Here is a 17,732-nt window from a genome sequence, read left to right as displayed (position 1 = left end):
CTACCGGGCCTGCATCACCGGCAGGGGCACGCTCTTCATGGACTGCGCGGACACGCGGCCCGCGACCGCGCGCGCGACGTCCTGGAAGGCCTTCGCCTCCGGGCTGTCCTTGTGCCCCACCACCACCGGCACGCCGGAGTCTCCCGCTTCGCGCACCTTGAGGTCGAGCGGGATCTCCCCCAGGAATGGGATGCCGAACATCTCCGCCGCCTTGTGGCCGCCGCCGTGGTTGAAGATGGGCGTGCTCTTGTTGCAGTGCGGGCAGATGAACTGGCTCATGTTCTCCACGATGCCCAGCACGGGGATGTGCACCTTGTCGAACATCTGCTTGGCGCGCACCACGTCCGCCAGGGCCACGTCCTGCGGCGTCGTGACCAGCACCGCGCCCGCGGCCCGCACGGACTGGGACAGCGTCAGCGCCACGTCGCCCGTGCCCGGGGGCAGGTCCAGGATGAGGTAGTCCAGCTCACCCCAGTTCACGTCGCGCACCAACTGCATGAGGGCGCCGTGGAGCATGGGGCCGCGCCAGATGAGCGCCTGATCCGCTTCCACCAGGAAGCCGATGGACATGATCTTCAGGCCGTGGGCGACCAGCGGATCCAGCGTCTTGCCGTTGGGGCTCACCGGGCGCTTGTCCGCGGTGCCCGTCATCAGCGGCACGGAGGGGCCGTAGAAGTCCGCGTCCAGCAGGCCCACCTTGGCGCCGTGCTGCGCGAGCGACGTGGCCAGGTTCACCGCCACCGTGCTCTTGCCCACGCCGCCCTTGCCGGCGCCCACGAGCAGGATGTTCTTCACGCCCGGCAGCAGCGCCCCGCCGGAGCCCCCGGCGACGCCGCGCACCTGGGCGCCCCACTCGATGTCGAAGGACTTCAGGCCCGGCACGGCCTTGAGCGCCGCCTCCGCGTCCGCCTGGATCTTCCCCTTCATGGGACACGCGGGCGTGGTCAGCTCGATCTTCAACTTCACCGTGTCGCCGGTGACGCGCACGTCCTTCACCATCCCGGCCTTCACCAGGTCGACGTGCAGCTCGGGATCGATCACCTTCGACATGGCCGCCATCACATCGGCCTGGGACACGCTCATCGGGACACCTGAAACCTTTTGAAAACGGGCGTTTGCACGCTCGAAGGGGGGCGGAGATTGCCAGCACTCCGGGGGCTGTCAACGTCGTTTAACGCACATCTCCGGAGGCCGCCCGGCCTTCCGCCGGCCCTGGAACGCGCCCGGCTTCTGGCCCTCATTCGATGGCGGCCACCCGGTACTCACCGTCTTCCAGCACCAGCCGCACGGCGCGCTCGCCGCCCAGGGGGAACAGGGCCTCGCCCGCCGCCACGCGCACGTGGGTGTTGAGGGCCAGCCGGGCGCGGCGCAGGCGCTCCTTCGCCAGGGGCTCGCGCTCGAAGTCCTCTTTCAGTCGCTCCGGGGTGTAGCGGGCCCTCAGCGGCGAGGCGAGCAGGCCCCACGCGCCCTTCCAGTCCCGGGAGTCCACCTCGTCCAGGAACTTCTTCAGGGCCGCGCGGGGTACGTCCGCGGGGCGGGACTCCACCACGCGCCAGTCCTCCCCCTGGCGGGCCAGCGTGACGGACGGGGCCCGGGCCTCCAGCACGGCGGTGCCCGCGCGGACGGCGGCGGCGCGCTCCTTCCGGGCGGCCTCGTCGGAGTACTCGTCCAGGTAGGCCCCCTCGCCCTCCGGGGCGCCGGTCGTCAGGCGGTAGGCGTCCGACAGGCGGTTCTCCTCCAGCGCCTTCGCGTACGCCTCCGCCACCGAGGCCGGTTCACGGGACGCGGTGGCACAGGCGGTGCCGAGCAGCAGGAGGCTCAAGGGGGCGAGGCGGGTCATCACTGGCGCGGCAGGGTAGACGCCGGCTCCGGGGCCGGCAATGCCCGGACGTCCGCCCCGTCGGTGCTCCCGCGGACGAACGGTCAGCGGCGCAGTCGCCGGAAGAGCCAGACGACGATGTCCACCAGGTCGACGCCGTCCGACGCGTCCTCCAGGTTCGGGTAGTTGGACGGATCCCGGTCCTTGGGGAGGCTGTTGCCGGACACGGCGCCCTTGGGGCGGTGCTCGCGGCAGTAGAGGTCGCCGTTGAACGCGAACGCCTGGGGCACGGAGACCTGGATGCCGCATTGGACGCAGGCCAGCGGGGAGCGCACGCCCAGCCCGCCCGTGGGCGAGTCCGACGGCGGCAGCGGGGCCGTGGCGCCCGGGCCCCTCCATGGATCCGCGCCCCCGTCCGTCGCCGGGGCGACCTCCCAACCCCTGGACACGGGCTGCGCCTTGGGGGGCGTCACGACGGCGTTCTCCAGGGCCTCGAACTTGCCCGCGTCCAGCCAGGTGCCGCCGCAGTGCGTGCACAGGTCCACGTTGCACACGCGCGCGTTGACCAGCGCCAGCCGCGCGCCGCAGCCGGGACAGCCCAGGGGCGCGCTGTCGCAGGTGGCGCAGACGGCCATGGCGCGCGGGATGAGGTGCCCGCCCGTGCGGCAGCGCGACGCGGCCTGCCTCGCCGCGGTCAGCAGCGGCTTGAGCGAGGGCCGGTCCGGAAAGCGCTCCAGCTCCCCCCGGTCGAAGTACAGGCCGTGGCAGCGCGGGCAGACGTCCACCTCCACGTCGGAGGCCTGGACGACGTTCAGGGGCTGGCTGGGGCAGACCGGGCAGGAGCGGGCCATGCCGCGCATGCTAAGGGGCGGATTCCCTCCGTGAAAGGGCGCGCGCTCACCCGTCGAGCCGGCGCAAGGCCCTGGCACCCTGGAGGCTCCAGGCCGCGGTGCAGAAGGCGTACGTGGCCGGGTGCGCCGCGCCCATCAGCAGCTTGAGCAGCGACAGCCTCGCGCGAGCGTCTCCGTAGCGCACCAGCTCGAAGTCGTCCGACGGGACGCGCGCCTCGTCCAGCGCGTGGCGGCAGACCTCCTCGAAGCCGCCGATGCGGTCCACCAGCCCCGCCTCCTTCGCGCGCAGCCCGGAGTAGACGCGCCCCTCCGCGCGCTGGTGGATCTCCTCCTTCGTCCGGCCGCGCGCCTGGGCCACCAGCTCCAGGAAGGACTGGTAGCTCTCCTCCACCTCGCGCTCCAGCGCGGCGCGCTCCTGCGGCGTGAAGCCCCGCGACGAGGAGAAGAAGGCCGCGTTCTCCCCCCGCGCCAGCGTGGTGCGGTGGATGCCCAGCTTCTCCAGCAGCTCGCCGTACTCGAACTTGCCCACGAACACGCCAATGGAGCCCACGACGGCGTGCGGCGCGGACCAGATCTCCTTCGCGCCGATGGCCGCCATGTAGCCGCCGCTCGCGCAGATCTGATCCACGTACGCGATGACGGGCTTCTGCTTCGCCACGCGCTTCACGGCCTCCAATATCTGCTCGGACGCGAGCGCGGATCCGCCGGGGCTCCCCACCGCCAGCACCACGGCCTTGGCGCGCGGATCCCTGCCCGCCTTGCGCAGCGCCTTCACCACCGAGTCCGCCGCCGCGAACCGGCCCGCGCCGCCGCTGCCCGGGATGATGATGCCCGCCACGTCCACCACCGCCAGCCGGGGCTTGCGGCGCAGCCGGCGCCACCTCACCGGCGGGAACGCGAGCGTCGCCAGGTACGCGTCATAGGTGGGCACCGGGGGCTCCTCGTCCTTCTTCGCCTCCAGGCCCAGGTGCGCGCCCAGGTCCGCCTCGTGGACCAGCCCGTCCACCAGCCCCGCCTCCAGCGCCCGCTTCGCGCTGTAGGGCCCCGCGTCGATGAGCGCCCGCGCCTCCTCCGGCGTCCTGCCCCGGTCGCGGGAGATGGCGTCCACCAGCACGCCGAAGCGCTCGTCCAGGAAGGACTCCAGTGTCTGGCGCTGGATGTCGGACACCTTGCCGTCCGTGAAGAGCTCCGGCGCCGTCTTGTAGTCGCCGCGCCGCGCGAAGTGCGCGTGGATGCCCACCCGGCCGAAGGCCTCGCCCAGCACCGTGGCCTCGGCGGCGTAGCCCACCAGCTCCACCCGGCCCATGGGAGCGAGCAGCACCTCGTCCGCCGCGCCCAGCACGGGGTAGGCGTCCGTGTCCACCATCACCGCCCAGGACACCACCCGCTTGCCGGCGGACTGGAAGTCCGACAGCAGGGCGCGCAGGGCCTCGCGCTTCGCGTCCGGAATGGACAGGCCCTCCAGCTCCAGGAGGATGCCCTCCACCTTCGGATCCGCGGCCAACACCTTGAGTGCGCGGCCCAGCGCTTCCAGTGAGGTCACCGTGGCGGGCTCCGGCCTGGCGCCGCCGAAACGGAGACGTTGCACGGGGCGCGGGCGGTACGGGAGCTCGCCCGAGAGCCGGAAGCGGATCCACGTGGGTCGTTTGCGCGCCGCCATCAGACGAAAGGGCAGGCCCAGGAGCAGCCGCAGCCCCAGGAGGAGGTTCGCCACGAGGAGGAAGGGAAGGCGGAGCATGCCGCGCGCGTAACGCCCCGCGCCGGGCGAAGCAACCCCTGTTCACCCGCGCCAGGAGGCTCTGTTAGGCTCAAGGCCCATGCCCTCCCCCTCCCTCCCCCGGCTTGTCCTCGTCCTCGCCCTTGTCTGGGGCGGCGCTGTCCTGGCGCAGCCCCAGCGCCGGCAGCCCCAGGAGTTCCAGAACCGCAAGGAGTTGACCCAGGAAGAGAAGGACGCCGCCAAGGCGCGCGCCATGGGCAACAACCTCAACGGTTACGGCAAGGACGTGCAGATCAAGGAGACGCCCATCCCGTGGATGGCCATCGGCCTCGTGGGCATCGTCTTCCTCGTCGCCGCGCCCTTCGCCATCCGCGCCTACCGGGGCACCGTGCGAGAGATGTCGGACGCCAACACCTTCGGCGCCCGCGGCGGAGCCACCGAGGACGAGGCCTAGACAGCCCCGCCCCCTCCTCTCACGCCGGGCGGACCTCCACGCTCCCGCCCGGCTCCACCTGGAGGTGCACCGGCAGGAAGCGCCGCAGCACCTCCGCCTGGACCGTCAGCGCGTCGGTGATGCGCGCGGCGGTGAAGCGCGTGGTGCCTGGCGTCACCGCCCCCAGCCTCCCCGACGCCAGGAGCGCCGCCGGCAGGAGCAGTTGCTCCGCCAGGTGCTCGTCGATCGCGCCGCCCGTCTGCATGAAGCGGGTCAGCGCCTCCGCCGCCTCGCGCCCCACGCCTTCCGCGTCCAGGCCCCGCTCGCCCAGGGACGTGAAGGCCGCGACGGTGTGCTCGAACTGCGCGAGCACGAAGGTCGCGGAGCCCTGCGAGCGCGTCACCGCCAGCGGGCGGTTGTCCGCCTCCGCCAGGATGCCCCGCTCGCGCAGCGCGGCCACCGCGGCGCGGGACTGACGCTCCGCCACCGCGAAGGGCAGCCCGCCCACGAAGGACATCACCCGCACCTCCCGCAGCACGCCGCGCGCGGGCAGGTCCACGCGCACGGGCGGTTCGGCCGGGGCGCCCACCTCCGCGGTGAACTCGCCCGCGCCCTCCGGGAGGAAGCCCGCGTGGGTGAGCGACAGTTGCACGGGCAGCCCGTACGCGCGCGCCACCGGCAGCCACGCGCCGACGAGCGCGTGGAAGCTGGGGCCGCCCCGCAGGTGCGTGGCGCCCCGCAGCGTGAGGCGCCCTCCGCCCGCGAGCGCCAGCGGGTACACCAGGCACTGGAAGAGCCGGGGCGTGCTGCCGGACGCGCCGGCCTCCAGCAGGTAGTCCCCCGCGCGCACCGGGCCCGGGGTGAAGCGCAGCTCCGTGGAGCCCACGGAGGCGCCCTCGCTGGTGCCGCCGCTCAGCGCCTCCGCGCCGCGCACGTAGGCCAGGTGGTGGGGGCGCAGGCCCGGCGGGTCGCGGTGCTCGCGCAGCCCGCTGAGCTGGAAGGGACGGCCGGTGATGAGCGACAGGGACAACGCGGAGCGGAGGACGTGGCCGCCCCCCTCCCCCAACTCTCCATCGAGCAGCACCCTCCCGGCGTCGGGCCGGTCGTGACCGGTCATGTCCCTCCCGTCATGGCGTGTCGTGGCGCGCGGCCCCGCGAAGGGCCGCACGCGAGGTGGCGGTGCGCAGCCTAGCAGACCGCGCGCGAGCGGACCGGGGTTCTACTCGTCCAGCGCGGGCAGGACGTTCACCTTCAACGCGCTGGGCTGGGCCGCCGTGTGGTGCAGCCGGTGCATCGCGCGCACGAAGTCCGTGGGCTTCGCTTCGTAGATGCTGGGCACGAAGGTCTGCGGGTTGCGGTCGATGAAGGGGAACCAGCTCGACTGCACCTGCACCATCAGGCGGTGGCCGCGCTGGAAGGTGTGGAACACGTCGTTGATGACGAAGCGCACCTTCGTCACCTCGTTGGGCGTGAAGGGCTTGGGCTGGGAGTAGCTGTCGCGGAAGCGGCCTCGGAACGGCTCCCCGCGCACCAGCGTCTGCTGCGCGCCCCGGTTGCGCTCGCCGGACTGCTCCTGCTCCTTCGTCCAGCCGGGCACCTTCCCGGGGTTCACGTCCACCAGCTTCACCACCCAGTCCGCGTCGGTGCCCGTCGTGGAGACCCACAGTTCCGCCTCCAGCGGGCCCGCGAGCGTGAGGTCCTGGGGCAGCGGCTCCGTCTGGTACGTGAGCACGTCCGGCCGGCGCGAGGCGAAGCGCTGATCCTCCGTCATGTACGTTTTGGACCAGCCGGGGCTCAGGTCCTGCGTGTACGGCACGGGCTTCGCCGGGTCGCTCACGTACTCGTCGAACGACGGCGCCTTGGGGGCCTGGAACGTCAGCGCGCCCTGGGGCTGGAAGTACAGGCGCGCCTCCTTCGTGCCCCTGGGCGGCCAGGCGTCCAGCTTGCGCCAGCGGTTGGCGCCGCCCTCGAAGACGAGCGCCTCCGGCACGGCCGCGTCCGGGCCGCCCTTCAGGTGCTGCTTGAAGAACGCGAGCACCAGGTCCTGGTACGCGGCGGCGGTGGGGAAGCCGAAGTCGGCGTCCCCCAGCGACGTGCCCTCCGAGCGCATCCAGCCGCCGTGGGGCCAGGGGCCCATCACCAGCGTGTTGGCGATGCCGGGGTTCTGCTTCTCGATGGCGGCGTACGTGCGCAGCGGCCCGTAGAGGTCCTCCGTGTCGTACCAGCCGCCCACCACCATCACCGCCGCCTTGATGTTCCTCAGGTGCGGCAGCAGGTTCCGCGCCTGCCAGAAGGCGTCGTAGTTGGGGTGCGCGACCAGGTCGTTCCAGAAGGCGATGTCGCCCTGGAAGTGCTTCGCGTTCGCGTTGGACAGCGGGCCCAGGTCCAGGAAGAACTGGTAGGCGTCCGGGGTGCCGAAGTCGAAGGACTTCCAGTCGGTGTCGTCGGTGGGCGCGGGGCGGGGCTTGCCGAAGATGGAGAAGAAGCTGAACGCGAGCTGCAGGTTGAGGGCGCCATGCCGGTGCATGTCGTCCCAGAACCAGTCCGCGATGGGCGCCTGCGGCGACACCGCCTTGAGCGCGGGGTGCGAATCAATGGCGCCCGCGGACGTGTAGAATCCCGGATAGGACACGCCCCACATGCCCACCTTGCCGTTGTTGTGGGGCACGCGCTTCACCAGCCAGTCGAGCGTGTCGTACGTGTCGCTGCTCTCGTCCACCTCCTTGCCGCGCTTGGTGTCGCGGTGGGGGCGCACGTTGACGAACTCGCCCTCGGACATGTACCGGCCGCGCACGTCCTGGAAGGCGAAGATGAAGCCCTCCTTCTCGAAGGCGGGCAGGGACAGGGTCTTCGGATAGCGGCCGGCTCCGTAAGGCCCCACGGAGTATGGCGTGCGCGTCAGCAGCACGGGGTAGCGCTTCTGGGGGCTCGCGTCGTTGGGCACGTAGAACGTCGTGAAGAGCTTCACGCCGTCGCGCATGGGGATGCGCACCTCGTACTTCGTGAAGTGCGACCGGACGTACGCGGCGCGTTCATCCTCCGGGCTCGCGGGCGGCCTGGGCGGCGCGGCGGGGGCCTGCGCGAGCGCGGGGCCGGACAGGGAGAACAGCGCGAGCGCGGCCAGGAGGCCGCGGGGGTGGAAGGACATGCTCCCCTCCTCTTTGCGGAAAAAACGCGGGGGAAATTCGGAAGGAAATGCATCTTGGGCGATGCCGCCGGGGCACGGAAGCTGGATCGCCCGCCGCATCGCGCCGCGCTCGGAGCGTGCAAGGGTTGCACACGCTCCTCGCATGCGCGGCACGGCAAGCCTTGCATGCACGGCAGGGTTTGCACGCTCCGCACAAAGCAGACCTCCGCTGTCAATTTCGCGCGCGTCCCCCGTTCCTTGGGCATCGGGGACGCGTTGGTGCGCCCCACGGATTCGAAGGCCCTGGGGAGACGGACACATGAAGGCGAGCAGCGGAACGGTGACGCGGTGGTGCCTGGTGATGGGGGTGATGACGGCCCTGGGCGCGGCGGCGGATCCGCCGCCGGTGAACAGCGCGCAGGGCGCGCGGCTGCACGGCTCGGAGCGCTTCGAGACGGTGAACGTCCCGCTGGGCTCCTTCGAGCCCGCCTCGTCGCCCGCGGGGTTCACGTGCACGAAGACCGCGTTGATGGTGGGTGGGCGGCTGGTGGGCTACCAGTCCTGCCCGGGCGCCAATCCGCCGGCGTGGTTCCTGGAGGGCACGGAGCTGGTGGGCTCGGCCTTCCGCGCGCCCTTCGAGGGGCGCTCCGTGAAGCTCACCATCGAGGAGGCCCGCTGCCACGCGAGCATCTCCGGGCCCACCTACGCGTGCACGACGCAGAACCTGGCGGACGGCAAGGCGTTCTGGGAGTACCGCGTGACGGCGACGCCGGAGGACACCCTGTCCCAGCCGCTGTGCCCCACGGGCAGCGGCTTCGCGCTCGCGGCGCCCCACGCCTGGTCCGCGGGCGGCGAGCTGCTCCAGAACTCCGAGTACTTCACCTTCGCCTGCGCGGCGAAGAACGAGGGCACCGCGACCCAGCCGTTCTTCGTGGGCGGCGGCGTCATCGCCAAGTGCATCGACTGGGGCTATCCGCCCTGGGCCACGACGTTCCCGCTGGACGTGGCGATGGACTACCACCAGTTGTGCACGCGCATGGCCACGGCGGACTACTGCGGCGAGGGCCGCAGCAACACGCTGGACGGGACGCCGCTGAAGTTCATGGGGCCCAAGGACGCCATCCTGCTGAACGCGGGGGGCCTGCCGGCCACGCTGGAGGGCTACTCCCTGGAGGCGGTGTGGAAGGTGGATGACTGCGGCGGCGTGCGGCCGCTGTGCCTGGGCAAGAAGCGCTGGGACACGCTGCCCCTGGAGGCCACGTGCGTGAACCGCAAGCTCCTGCTGGCCCCGCGCGCTGCGCGGCCGTGCGATTCGCTGAACCTGTCGTCCCAGGCGGACGCGACGCTGCTCGTCTCCTATTCGCTCTTCATCGACCGCTCGTTGGTGACGTTCAAGGACGCCAACGGCCAGTTCCTGACGACCACCGCGGTGACGGTGGATCCGCAGACCGTCGAAGGCGGCAGGAACGTGACGGGAATCCACCTGGACCTGGACGCGAACGGGGTGGCGGACGTGACGCCGTTCACCGCGCTGCGCAAGGAGGGGCCCATCCTCTCCCCCAAGCTGCCCGCCAACATCCGCGCGCGCATGAGCAAGTTCATCAAGCCGCTGTACCGGTGCGCGGACGGCAACGGGCGCTACCTGCTCACGGACAAGTCGACGTGTGACGGCGCCCCCGGCTTCTTCCTCAAGGTCATCAACGGGGACCAGGCCATCGAGGGCTTCGTGTACAGCGCCGTGGACATGACTGGCGCGGGCCAGCGCCGGCCGCTGACGCTGTGGCGGTCCCTGGTGACGGAGGGCGTCTACGCGACGTCCACGCAGGCCCCACCCGGGTTCACGTCCGTCCGGGAGCTGGGCTACCTGCCGGCGGTGGGGCAGTTGCCGGGGCGCGACCTGTAGTCAGGGCACGGACGCGCACACGCGCATCCCGATGAAGGGGAAGCGTGTGCGCGGCTCGCCGTCGCCGTGGTTGAGGGCCCGGGCGGTGAGCGCGTCCTGGTAGAACGACCCGCCGCCGTACGCGGGCGTGCCGTTCGTGTCCGTCACCAGCCACTCCCAGACGTTGCCGGCCAGGTCCGCCACGCCGAAGGGGCTGTCCGACGCGGGGTGCGAGCCCACCGCGTCCGGTCCGAAGGCGCGCGGCTTGCGGCCGTAGGTGGCGTCGAAGTTGGCGTCGTCCGGCGCGAGCACCGGGCCGTGCGGGTAGTCGCGGCCGTCCGCGCCCCGGGCGGCGCGTTCCCATTCGCGCTCGGTGCACAGGCGCGCGCGGGGCAGGCGGCCGGTGACATCCAGCCAGGCGGTGTACGCGCGGGCGTCCTCCCAGGAGATGCCGGACACGGGGAAGCGGCGCCAGTCCTGCTCGGCGCGCACGGCGCGGTCCTGGTAGCGCAGCGGCTCCCCTTCCCTCGCCTGGTACGTGACGCCTTCGTGCTCCAGGTGGAAGGTCCAGGTGCCGTCCGCGGCGGGGCGCAGCTCGATGGTGCCGAAGTAGTTGGTGCCTCGGGGCCTGCGCGCGGCGCGCTCGGACGCGGGCAGCTCGCGCAGCCAGGCGAGCCAGTCCGCGTACGTGACTTCGTGGCGCGCGATGAGGAAGGCGCCGGTGGTGAGCGGGTGCATCGGGCGCGTGCGGATGACGGTGCGGCGGATGGTCTCCGGATCGCCGCTGCCGTAGAGGAAGCGGCCCGGGGGCACGTAGACGTAGCCGTCCGGGACGTGTTCGGGGATGGGGACCCGGGCCCGGAAGGTCTCTCCGCGCGTGAGCAGCACCGGGTAGCGCACGGGCGGGCGGCCCGGGAGCGTGAAGGTCAGCCGGTGCGAGCCGGGCTCCAGCGTGAGGCCAGGGGCCGTGGGCGTCGTGGCGAGGGTCCTGGGCTCGGACGCGCGCGGCGGGCCGTCGGGTTGGGGCTCGAGGGTCTCGACCTGGACGGTGGCGCCCGGGGGATCGCTGTCCAGATCCATGCGGGCGGGAGCGGTCAGCTTCCGGCGCGTGGTGGCGCCGGGGTCCAGCGCTTCCAGGTGCTGCGTCAGGGCCTTCCGCGCGGTGAAGTCGCGGTCGCGCTCCGCGATGAGGATGCGCTGGAGGAGGACCTCGGCGACGTGTTGGTCCAGGGCGGGGTTCGTGCCCGGGCCCACGCGTGTCCGCGCGGCTTCGAGGAGGTCGCTGGCGTCCTGGTAGCGGCGGGCCTGCTTCGCGCCCAGGTCCAGGGCCTGGGCCCAGAGGGGCTCCGCTTCGGCGGAGCGGTCGGTGTCGAACGCGGTGAAGGCCTGCGTGCGGAGGGCTTCGATGCGGGCGTCCAGGGCGTGCGCTTCGTCGACGAGGGACGCGGCGGAGCGCATGGCCTGCTCCGCGTCGATGCGCCGGGACCGTTCACCCCACCAGCCGCCGCCCAGGAGGAGGGCTCCCGCGAGCCCGGGGAGCGCGAGCACGCGCGTGACGCGGAGCCACCGTGGACGCGGCGGCGGTGCGGGGACTGGGGTGGCACCGCGCGAGGTGAGGGACTCCAGCGCTTCGCGCAGCGCGTCCGCGGACTCGAAGCGGGCGAACGGATCATGCGCGAGGCAGCGCGCGAGGACGGCGGCGAAGGTGGCGTCGACGCCGGGGACGGCGGCGTCCAGCGGCTCGAAGGTCCGGTGCCGCGCTGGCGCCTCCGCGAGCGGTCCCGGCGTGGGGCCTCCGCACAGCTCGTAGAGGAGCACGCCCAGGGAGAAGAGATCGCTGCGGACCGTGGCCGGTTCACCTCGCCAGACCTCGGGCGCCATGTAGAGCGGCGTCCCGATGCGGCCCGTGGACACCAGGTCCGCGGGACCGAGGAGCCGCTCTGGCGGAAGCGGAGTGGACGTCGCGGTTCGCTGCGCGGTGCCCGCGTCCGCGAGGCCCAGGGGACGCGGGGAGGCGCCGCCGGAGCCGCCGGTCCTCGGGGGAGACCCCGGCACGTCGACGGTCGCCGTGCTTCGCGGATCCACCGGGCCCGGCACGTCCACCGTCGCCTCCCCCGCGACGGGCGTGGCACGCGGTGCCTGGAGCACGGGCCCGACGGGCGCCATCGCCACGTCGAGCAGCTTCGCCACGCCGAAGTCGAGCAGCTTCACCTGCCCGTCCTCGGTCAGCAGCGCGTTCGCGGGCTTGAGGTCCCGGTGCAGGACACCCTGCCGGTGCGCCGCCGCCAGCCCCTTCGCCAGCCCGATGCCAATCTCCCGCACGCGCGTCCACGGCACCGGCCGGGCCAGCCGGTCCAGGCTGTCGCCTCGCAGGAACTCGGAGACGAGATACGGCCGGTCCTTCACCTCGCCCACGCGGTGGATGCCCACCACGTTCGGGTGTTGGACCCGGGCAATCGCCCGCGCCTCCGTGCGGAAGCGCTCGCGCTGCACCTCATCCGGCGCGACGCCCGCGATGAACTTCACCGCCACCAGTCGGTCCAGCACCGTGTCGTGCGCCAGGTACACCTCGCCCATAGCGCCGCGCCCCAGCGGCCGCACCAGGCGGTACTCCCCGAACGTCGCGGGCGGCTGCCACGCTGGAAGCGGCTCGCTCCTCATCCACCCGCCGGGCCGCGTCCTCGCGAGGGCACGATGCGGTGCTGCTTCAGCTTGAACGCGAACGTGCGCAGCGGCATCCCGATGAGCTGCGCCGCCCGCGTCTGCACCCCACCCGTCGCCTCCAGCGCCTCCATCATCCGCTGCCGCTCCAGCGTCCGCAGCTCCTCCGCCAGGTTCTGGAACGTCTTCGGCGGCTGCGTCCTGGCTTCCGCCCGCTCGGGTTCCGGCTCCGGCTCCGCCGCCGCGCGCAGGGACTCCGGCAGGTGTGACGGCTCCACCACCGGCCCGGGCGACGTGGCCACCGCGTACTCCACCGTGTTCTTCAGCTCGCGCACGTTGCCCGGCCACGCGTGCGCGCCCAGCACCTCCATGGTCGCCGCGGACAGGTGCGGCGGCGGCCGGCCCGCCCTCGCGCACGCGTCCTCCAGGAAGGCCCGCGCCAGCAGCGGCAGCTCCCGGGGCCGGTCCCGCAGCGGGGGCAGCACCACCACCGCCGCGGACAGGCGGAAGAACAGGTCCTGCCGGAACCGCCCCGCCTTCACCTCTTCCGCCAGCACCCGGTGCGTGGCCGCCACCACGCGCAGGTCCACCGGCCGCTCGCGCGAATCCCCCAGCCGGGTGATCACCTGCTGATCCAACGCGCGCAGCAGCTTGGCCTGGATGGGCAGCGACAGCTCCGCCACCTCGTCCAGGAACAGCGTCCCGCCGCTCGCGCGCTCCAGCAGGCCCGCCCGCGCCCGGTCCGCGCCGGAGAACGCGCCCCGCTCGTGGCCGAACAGCTCCGCCTCCACCAGGCTCTCCGGCAGCGCCGCGCAGTTGAGCGGCACGAACGGCTGCGCCGAGCGCGGCGACCAGTGATGCACCGCCCACGCCGCGTTCTCCTTCCCCACCCCCGTCTCGCCGTGGATGAGCACCGGCAGGGGGCTCGCCGCCAGCCGGCGCAGCAACTCGAACAGCCGCGTCAGCGCCGCGTCCGCCACCACCACCGACCGCTCGCCCAGCGCCAGCCGGTACATGGACGGTCCGCTGACCCGCGTCCCGCCCGGCTCCGCCGACAGCGCCGCCGCCTTCGCCGCGCCCAGGAGCGCGTCCCCCTGCATCCCGTCCCCCGGCGCGGACGCCAGCCCTCCACGCACCCGTCCGGCCAGCGGCGAGAGCACCGACACCAGGTGCGCCGCCGCCGCCTCCGCCTCCTCGCCGGCCAGGTCCGGGAGCAGCACCATCAGCGTGCCCCCCACCTGCCCCACGGCATCCATCAACCGCAGCGCGCCGTGGAGCGCCCGCACCAGCTCCACCTGCGGCACCCGCGCGGACTCCACCTCCAGCGCCAGCACGCTCACCGCCAGCCCGGAGCCGCGCACCCGGTCCAGTTCCTCGGAGAGCCGGGCCCGCAGCCCCTCGGCCTCCAGCGCCCGCCGCTCCGGCAGGGGCCGCTCGCCCTGGTGGAACACCAGCGTCACGTTGCCCAGCGTCACCACGTCGCCGCCGTCCAGGGGCCGGGTGCCCTGCACCCGCTCGCCGTTGACCCGCACGCCGTTGTGGCTGCCCAGGTCCGCGATGAAGGCCTCACCCTCCGCCACGCCCACCCGCGCGTGCTGGCGGCTGACGGACGTGTCCTCCACCACGACGTCCGCCCCCGCCGCGCGGCCAATCACCACCGACCCCTCCCGGGGCAGCGGCACCACCGTGGAGGTGTTCCCCTGCACGAGCAGCAGGTACAGCCGATCCGCCGGGGCGGCGCGGCCGGGCCCCCTGCGGGAGTCCTCGGTGTCCATCAGGTCGCGTGACGGCATTCCCTGAAAGAATGCCCAGGCCCTTGAATTCCGGGCAACCGGGTAGACCCGATTGATTTGCGGGTCAGGCCACGCGCGGTCCATGCTCCCTCCGGGAGGATTGGGACTTTCATGGCCAAGATGCTGAAAGAAGGGGACGCGGTTCCGGATGTCACCCTGCAGGGGCCGGGCGGCGCGCCGGTGCGCCTGCGCGACCTGTTGGGTGACAAGGCGATGGTCATCTACTTCTACCCGAGGGATGACTCCCCGGGATGTACCGTCCAGGCCTGCAGCCTGCGGGATCAGTATCAGGACTTCACGGACGCGGGCGCGGACGTGGTGGGCATCAGCAGCGACTCCGCGGAGTCCCACGAGAAGTTCGTCGCCAAGTACCGCCTCCCCTTCCGGCTCCTCAGCGACCCGGATGGCGCGGCGCGCAAGGCCTTCGGGGTGGGCACCAACTTCCTGGGGCTGTTGCCCGGGCGGGTGACGTTCGTCGCGGACAAGGGCGGCACCATCCGCTACGCGTTCGACTCGCAGATCCAGGTGAAGAAGCACGCCGAGCACGCGCTGGACGTCGTCCGCTCGCTCACGGGCCAGGGAGCCGCGCCCACCCGTCCTGCCTGACAGACGTGTCTACCGGGCGTTTCCCGGTAGACTGATTCCCGCCGTCCCGGCCGTGGGAGCCGGGACGCCGCGCCCCCGTCGCGAGCAACATCGGGTGGGCCGGAGGTCATGCCATGCGGTTTCACTGGGTGCTGGGACTGTCGTTGTGCGTCGGCGGCTGCGCGAGCCTGACGAAGGACCTCCATGACGACCTGCCGGCGGACGAGGAGGTCCCCACCGAGGAGACGGTGTACCTGGTCCCGCTGGACGAGGCGCTCTTCACCATGCGGCGCGTCTTCGAGGAGCAGCGCTACGACGTCTTCGAGCGCGAGGATCACCACGAGCTCTACACGTCCGCGCACGAGCCCGGGATGAACCTGCCCGGCAACCGCACCTACGAGCGCTACTTCGTGAAGGGCGCGTCGCTGGGGCCGCGCCAGTCGGTCATCCGTGTCTTCCGCCTGCGCTACCGCGAGCAGGACACGAACATCGAGGTGAAGCCCAAGTGGCTCAACGAGCGCATCCAGGACGAGGAGAAGTACCTCTCCCGGAAGACGTTCGAGCGCTTCACGTTCGACGGCGTGCCGGACATGGAGGGCTTCAAGATGGTGCGCGGCACGCGCGACCTGCCGCTGGAGCGCAAGCTGCTGGCGAAGCTGGAGATGGTGCCGTCGCTGGAGCTGGTGGGGGGCAGGACGAACGCGCCCGTGCGCGCCGTGCAGGTGGAGGGCTGGGATGACGACACGGCCCAGCCGCCGCCGGTGAGGTGCGGCGAGCCGCTGCAGGGGGTGGAGCCGCTGCTCACGGCCGGGAACACGGTGCTGGTGGGAGATCCGCTGGGCACGCGCGAGCTGCCGGAGGCCGCCACGCGGATGCTGTGCGACGCGGTGGAGAAGAAGCTGTCGGTGGCGCTGGCGCTGTCCATGCCGTCGGAGGATCAGGGCGCGCTGGACGAGTACCTGGCCAGCGAGGGCCACGGCCCGGACCTGGAGCGGCTGCTGGTGGTCAGCTCGTTCTGGCGCCGCGTGTATCAGGACGGCCGCAGCAGCGGCGCGTTGCTGCGCCTCATCGAGCAGGCCCGGAGGCTGCGCGCGCAGGGCAACGCGGTGACGGTGCTGGCGTTCGACTCGAACAACGCCTCCGGCAACGCGCGCGAGGCGGAGATGGCGAAGAACCTCATCGCGTACCGCCAGGCGAATCCGGACACGTGGCTCCTGGCGCTCGCGGGTGACGTGCACGTGCGCACGAAGCCGGTGAGCTGGAACAAGGACTTCGAGCCGCTGGGCTGGCGGCTGACGAAGGCGCTGCCCGGGTCGCCGGTGAAAGCGCTGGAGGTGGGCTTCGCGCGAGGCTCGCAGTTCTCCTGCCGGTTCAACGTCTGGGAGCAGGTGGACTGCAACGTCTTCGCGCTCAGCCCCTCCCCGGAGCTGCGCCAGGAGCCGGGCACGCCGCGCAAGGTGGCGATGTTCGACGCGCCCAGCGAAGGGGGCTTCCACGGCAGGCTCTGGGTAGGGGCGCTCAACGCCTCACCGCCGGTCATCCAGCGCGCCGCGAAGCCCGTGGTCCAGAAGCCGCAGGATGGCGGCACGAAGCCCGCGGACGCGGAGCACTGAGACTGGGCCAGCCCCTTGCTTTTGGGAGAGGAGTTGGCCCACAGATAAATCAGCACGACTTCCCAGCGCGCAATGAGTGGCTGCGGGATGGAGTTGGATTTACTTGGCTACCATCTCCAGAAATCCCGCGAAGTTCCTCAACAGCATGATGTCGTCGTCCTCAAGTGGGTCTGGGTCGAAGTGCATGATGTCGTTCCGGAGGTTACGTACTTCCTTCATCTTCGCGATGAAGGGGTCCCTCTCAAAAGACACGTTCAGCTTTGGCCACGCCTCTCGATTCTCAAGGAGGTTCACGTATTCACCGAAGGTCAAATCGGAAACATCGTCGACCTTACGGGAAGTGTCGGCCTCATGCTTTGCCTTACGCATCTCCTCGACGGTGAAGCATTCTCGGATCAGGGATCGGAGGAGGTTCTCGATCTGCTCAAGAAGGAGAAATGGCTCGCTAAGCGCACGGAACTGGAGGCTTAGGTCCACGACAGTCACAATTCCTTGGAATCGCTTGTCCGGTCCTCGAACGAGCGCGAACTCCTTCGCGGCAACTTTCTGAATGGCCTCCAAAAGAGACGCATTCCAAGCCACCTCCTCCGGAGGCACCATACAGTCATTCACCGTTCTGCATTGCTTGCCCAGTTCTGCGGCCGTAGCAATGCTCTGCCATGTCACGACCCCCTTGCAGTCGCGTTCGTTCTGAATGACTGGCAACTGGGAGAAATCGTTGAGCATCATGATTGTCGTCGCCGCCTTGAGTGGCGTGTTCGGCGGAACGGAAACAACCTTTTTGTTCGCGGCGCGCAGCAGACTTATCCGACGGATTGGATCAGTCGTTTTCTGCTTTAGTGGCGGCTGAGTTGCTGGTGGGGATCCAGCTACGCTTGGCCCAATCGTGACTGGTTCTGCAGCGTGTGGTGACCCCCAGCGGGCGGCGATGCAGCCTCGGCACTCTGCGCCCGTTTGACCAATAGCGGCACATCGACCCACACCTCGTCAAAATCCGGTTCAGTCACTAAGTTTCGCGCGAAAAGTTCGTCACGGATCCAGGCGACAACTCGCCAACCACGACGCTTAGCTCCGAACAGCGTCAATAGTTCGCGCCCGGTAGTTGATGGAATCTCGCTACGCGAGAGCATTGCGCTCCAGCTGTCGAGTTTCTGGGAGATGGGCGACACGGGGGACTCTTCCAAAGGTGCATCATTGGAGGCAGGTTCGGGATGGTCCATGCCGCCAAGATACATGAGCACGCATTGCGAT

Annotated in this window: 14 protein-coding genes; 4 read left to right on the top strand and 10 right to left on the bottom strand. The window is 71.3% G+C overall.

Annotation, left to right across the window (positions count from 1 at the left end):
* The 4 genes from apbC to sppA form a co-directional block, all read right to left on the bottom strand.
* Positions 1-1,083 (bottom strand): iron-sulfur cluster carrier protein ApbC, encoded by a 1,083-nt coding sequence (gene apbC / locus K8556_RS27570; protein ID WP_223743088.1) that lies wholly within the window; start codon positions 1,081-1,083, stop codon positions 1-3.
* A gap of 154 nt (positions 1,084-1,237) precedes the next feature.
* Positions 1,238-1,840: a hypothetical protein gene (locus tag K8556_RS27565; protein ID WP_223743087.1), complete on the bottom strand. Its 603-nt coding sequence runs from the start codon at positions 1,838-1,840 to the stop codon at positions 1,238-1,240.
* A gap of 83 nt (positions 1,841-1,923) precedes the next feature.
* Complete coding sequence (locus K8556_RS27560) at positions 1,924-2,670, bottom strand: zf-TFIIB domain-containing protein (protein ID WP_223743086.1); 747 nt, start codon at positions 2,668-2,670, stop codon at positions 1,924-1,926.
* A gap of 46 nt (positions 2,671-2,716) precedes the next feature.
* Positions 2,717-4,408: a signal peptide peptidase SppA gene (sppA, locus tag K8556_RS27555; RefSeq protein ID WP_223743085.1), complete on the bottom strand. Its 1,692-nt coding sequence runs from the start codon at positions 4,406-4,408 to the stop codon at positions 2,717-2,719.
* Between the two features lie 79 nt (positions 4,409-4,487).
* On the opposite strand from sppA, the gene K8556_RS27550 reads away from it, so the two are divergent.
* Positions 4,488-4,841 carry a hypothetical protein gene (locus K8556_RS27550; RefSeq protein ID WP_223743084.1) on the top strand — a complete coding sequence of 118 codons (354 nt, stop codon included), beginning with the start codon at positions 4,488-4,490 and terminating at the stop codon, positions 4,839-4,841.
* A gap of 19 nt (positions 4,842-4,860) precedes the next feature.
* Here K8556_RS27550 and K8556_RS27545 read toward each other — a convergent pair whose 3' ends face one another.
* Both K8556_RS27545 and K8556_RS27540 read right to left on the bottom strand, forming a co-directional pair.
* Positions 4,861-5,937, bottom strand: a complete 1,077-nt coding sequence (locus tag K8556_RS27545) for an RNA 3'-terminal phosphate cyclase (RefSeq protein ID WP_223743083.1) — start codon at positions 5,935-5,937, stop codon at positions 4,861-4,863.
* 102 nt (positions 5,938-6,039) lie between these two features.
* Positions 6,040-7,968 (bottom strand): CocE/NonD family hydrolase, encoded by a 1,929-nt coding sequence (locus K8556_RS27540; protein WP_223743082.1) that lies wholly within the window; start codon positions 7,966-7,968, stop codon positions 6,040-6,042.
* Positions 7,969-8,266: 298 nt separating this feature from the next.
* Here K8556_RS27540 and K8556_RS27535 point away from each other — a divergent pair, with 298 nt between their 5' ends.
* Entirely contained in the window at positions 8,267-9,850 is a 1,584-nt protein-coding gene (locus K8556_RS27535; protein ID WP_223743081.1) for an ADYC domain-containing protein, read from the top strand.
* Here the strand turns inward: K8556_RS27535 and K8556_RS27530 are convergent, their stop codons facing one another.
* Both K8556_RS27530 and K8556_RS27520 read right to left on the bottom strand, forming a co-directional pair.
* Positions 9,851-12,490 carry a bifunctional serine/threonine-protein kinase/formylglycine-generating enzyme family protein gene (locus K8556_RS27530; protein WP_223743108.1) on the bottom strand — a complete coding sequence of 880 codons (2,640 nt, stop codon included), beginning with the start codon at positions 12,488-12,490 and terminating at the stop codon, positions 9,851-9,853.
* On the bottom strand, positions 12,487-14,283 hold the full coding sequence (locus K8556_RS27520) for a sigma 54-interacting transcriptional regulator (RefSeq protein WP_255652289.1): 1,797 nt from the start codon (positions 14,281-14,283) through the stop codon (positions 12,487-12,489). The genes K8556_RS27530 and K8556_RS27520 overlap by 4 nt, the downstream gene beginning before the upstream one ends.
* 111 nt (positions 14,284-14,394) lie before the next feature.
* Here K8556_RS27520 and K8556_RS27515 point away from each other — a divergent pair, with 111 nt between their 5' ends.
* Together K8556_RS27515 and K8556_RS27510 are read left to right on the top strand one after the other, a co-directional pair.
* A complete protein-coding gene (locus K8556_RS27515; protein ID WP_014396984.1) occupies positions 14,395-14,889 on the top strand; it encodes a peroxiredoxin in 495 nt (164 codons plus the stop codon).
* 113 nt (positions 14,890-15,002) lie between these two features.
* Positions 15,003-16,481 carry a hypothetical protein gene (locus tag K8556_RS27510; protein ID WP_223743080.1) on the top strand — a complete coding sequence of 493 codons (1,479 nt, stop codon included), beginning with the start codon at positions 15,003-15,005 and terminating at the stop codon, positions 16,479-16,481.
* Positions 16,482-16,580: 99 nt separating this feature from the next.
* Here K8556_RS27510 and K8556_RS27505 read toward each other — a convergent pair whose 3' ends face one another.
* Positions 16,581-17,462 (bottom strand): CBS domain-containing protein, encoded by an 882-nt coding sequence (locus tag K8556_RS27505; protein WP_223743079.1) that lies wholly within the window; start codon positions 17,460-17,462, stop codon positions 16,581-16,583.
* Positions 17,351-17,650 (bottom strand): hypothetical protein, encoded by a 300-nt coding sequence (locus tag K8556_RS27500; protein ID WP_223743110.1) that lies wholly within the window; start codon positions 17,648-17,650, stop codon positions 17,351-17,353. The genes K8556_RS27505 and K8556_RS27500 overlap by 112 nt, the downstream gene beginning before the upstream one ends.
* Between the last annotated feature and the right edge of the window lie 82 nt (positions 17,651-17,732).

Origin of the sequence: Corallococcus sp. AS-1-12 (assembly GCF_020036995.1) — a bacterium.
In the GTDB taxonomy this organism is placed as follows: Bacteria; Myxococcota; Myxococcia; order Myxococcales; family Myxococcaceae; genus Corallococcus.
This window is presented reverse-complemented; position numbering and strand designations above follow the sequence as displayed.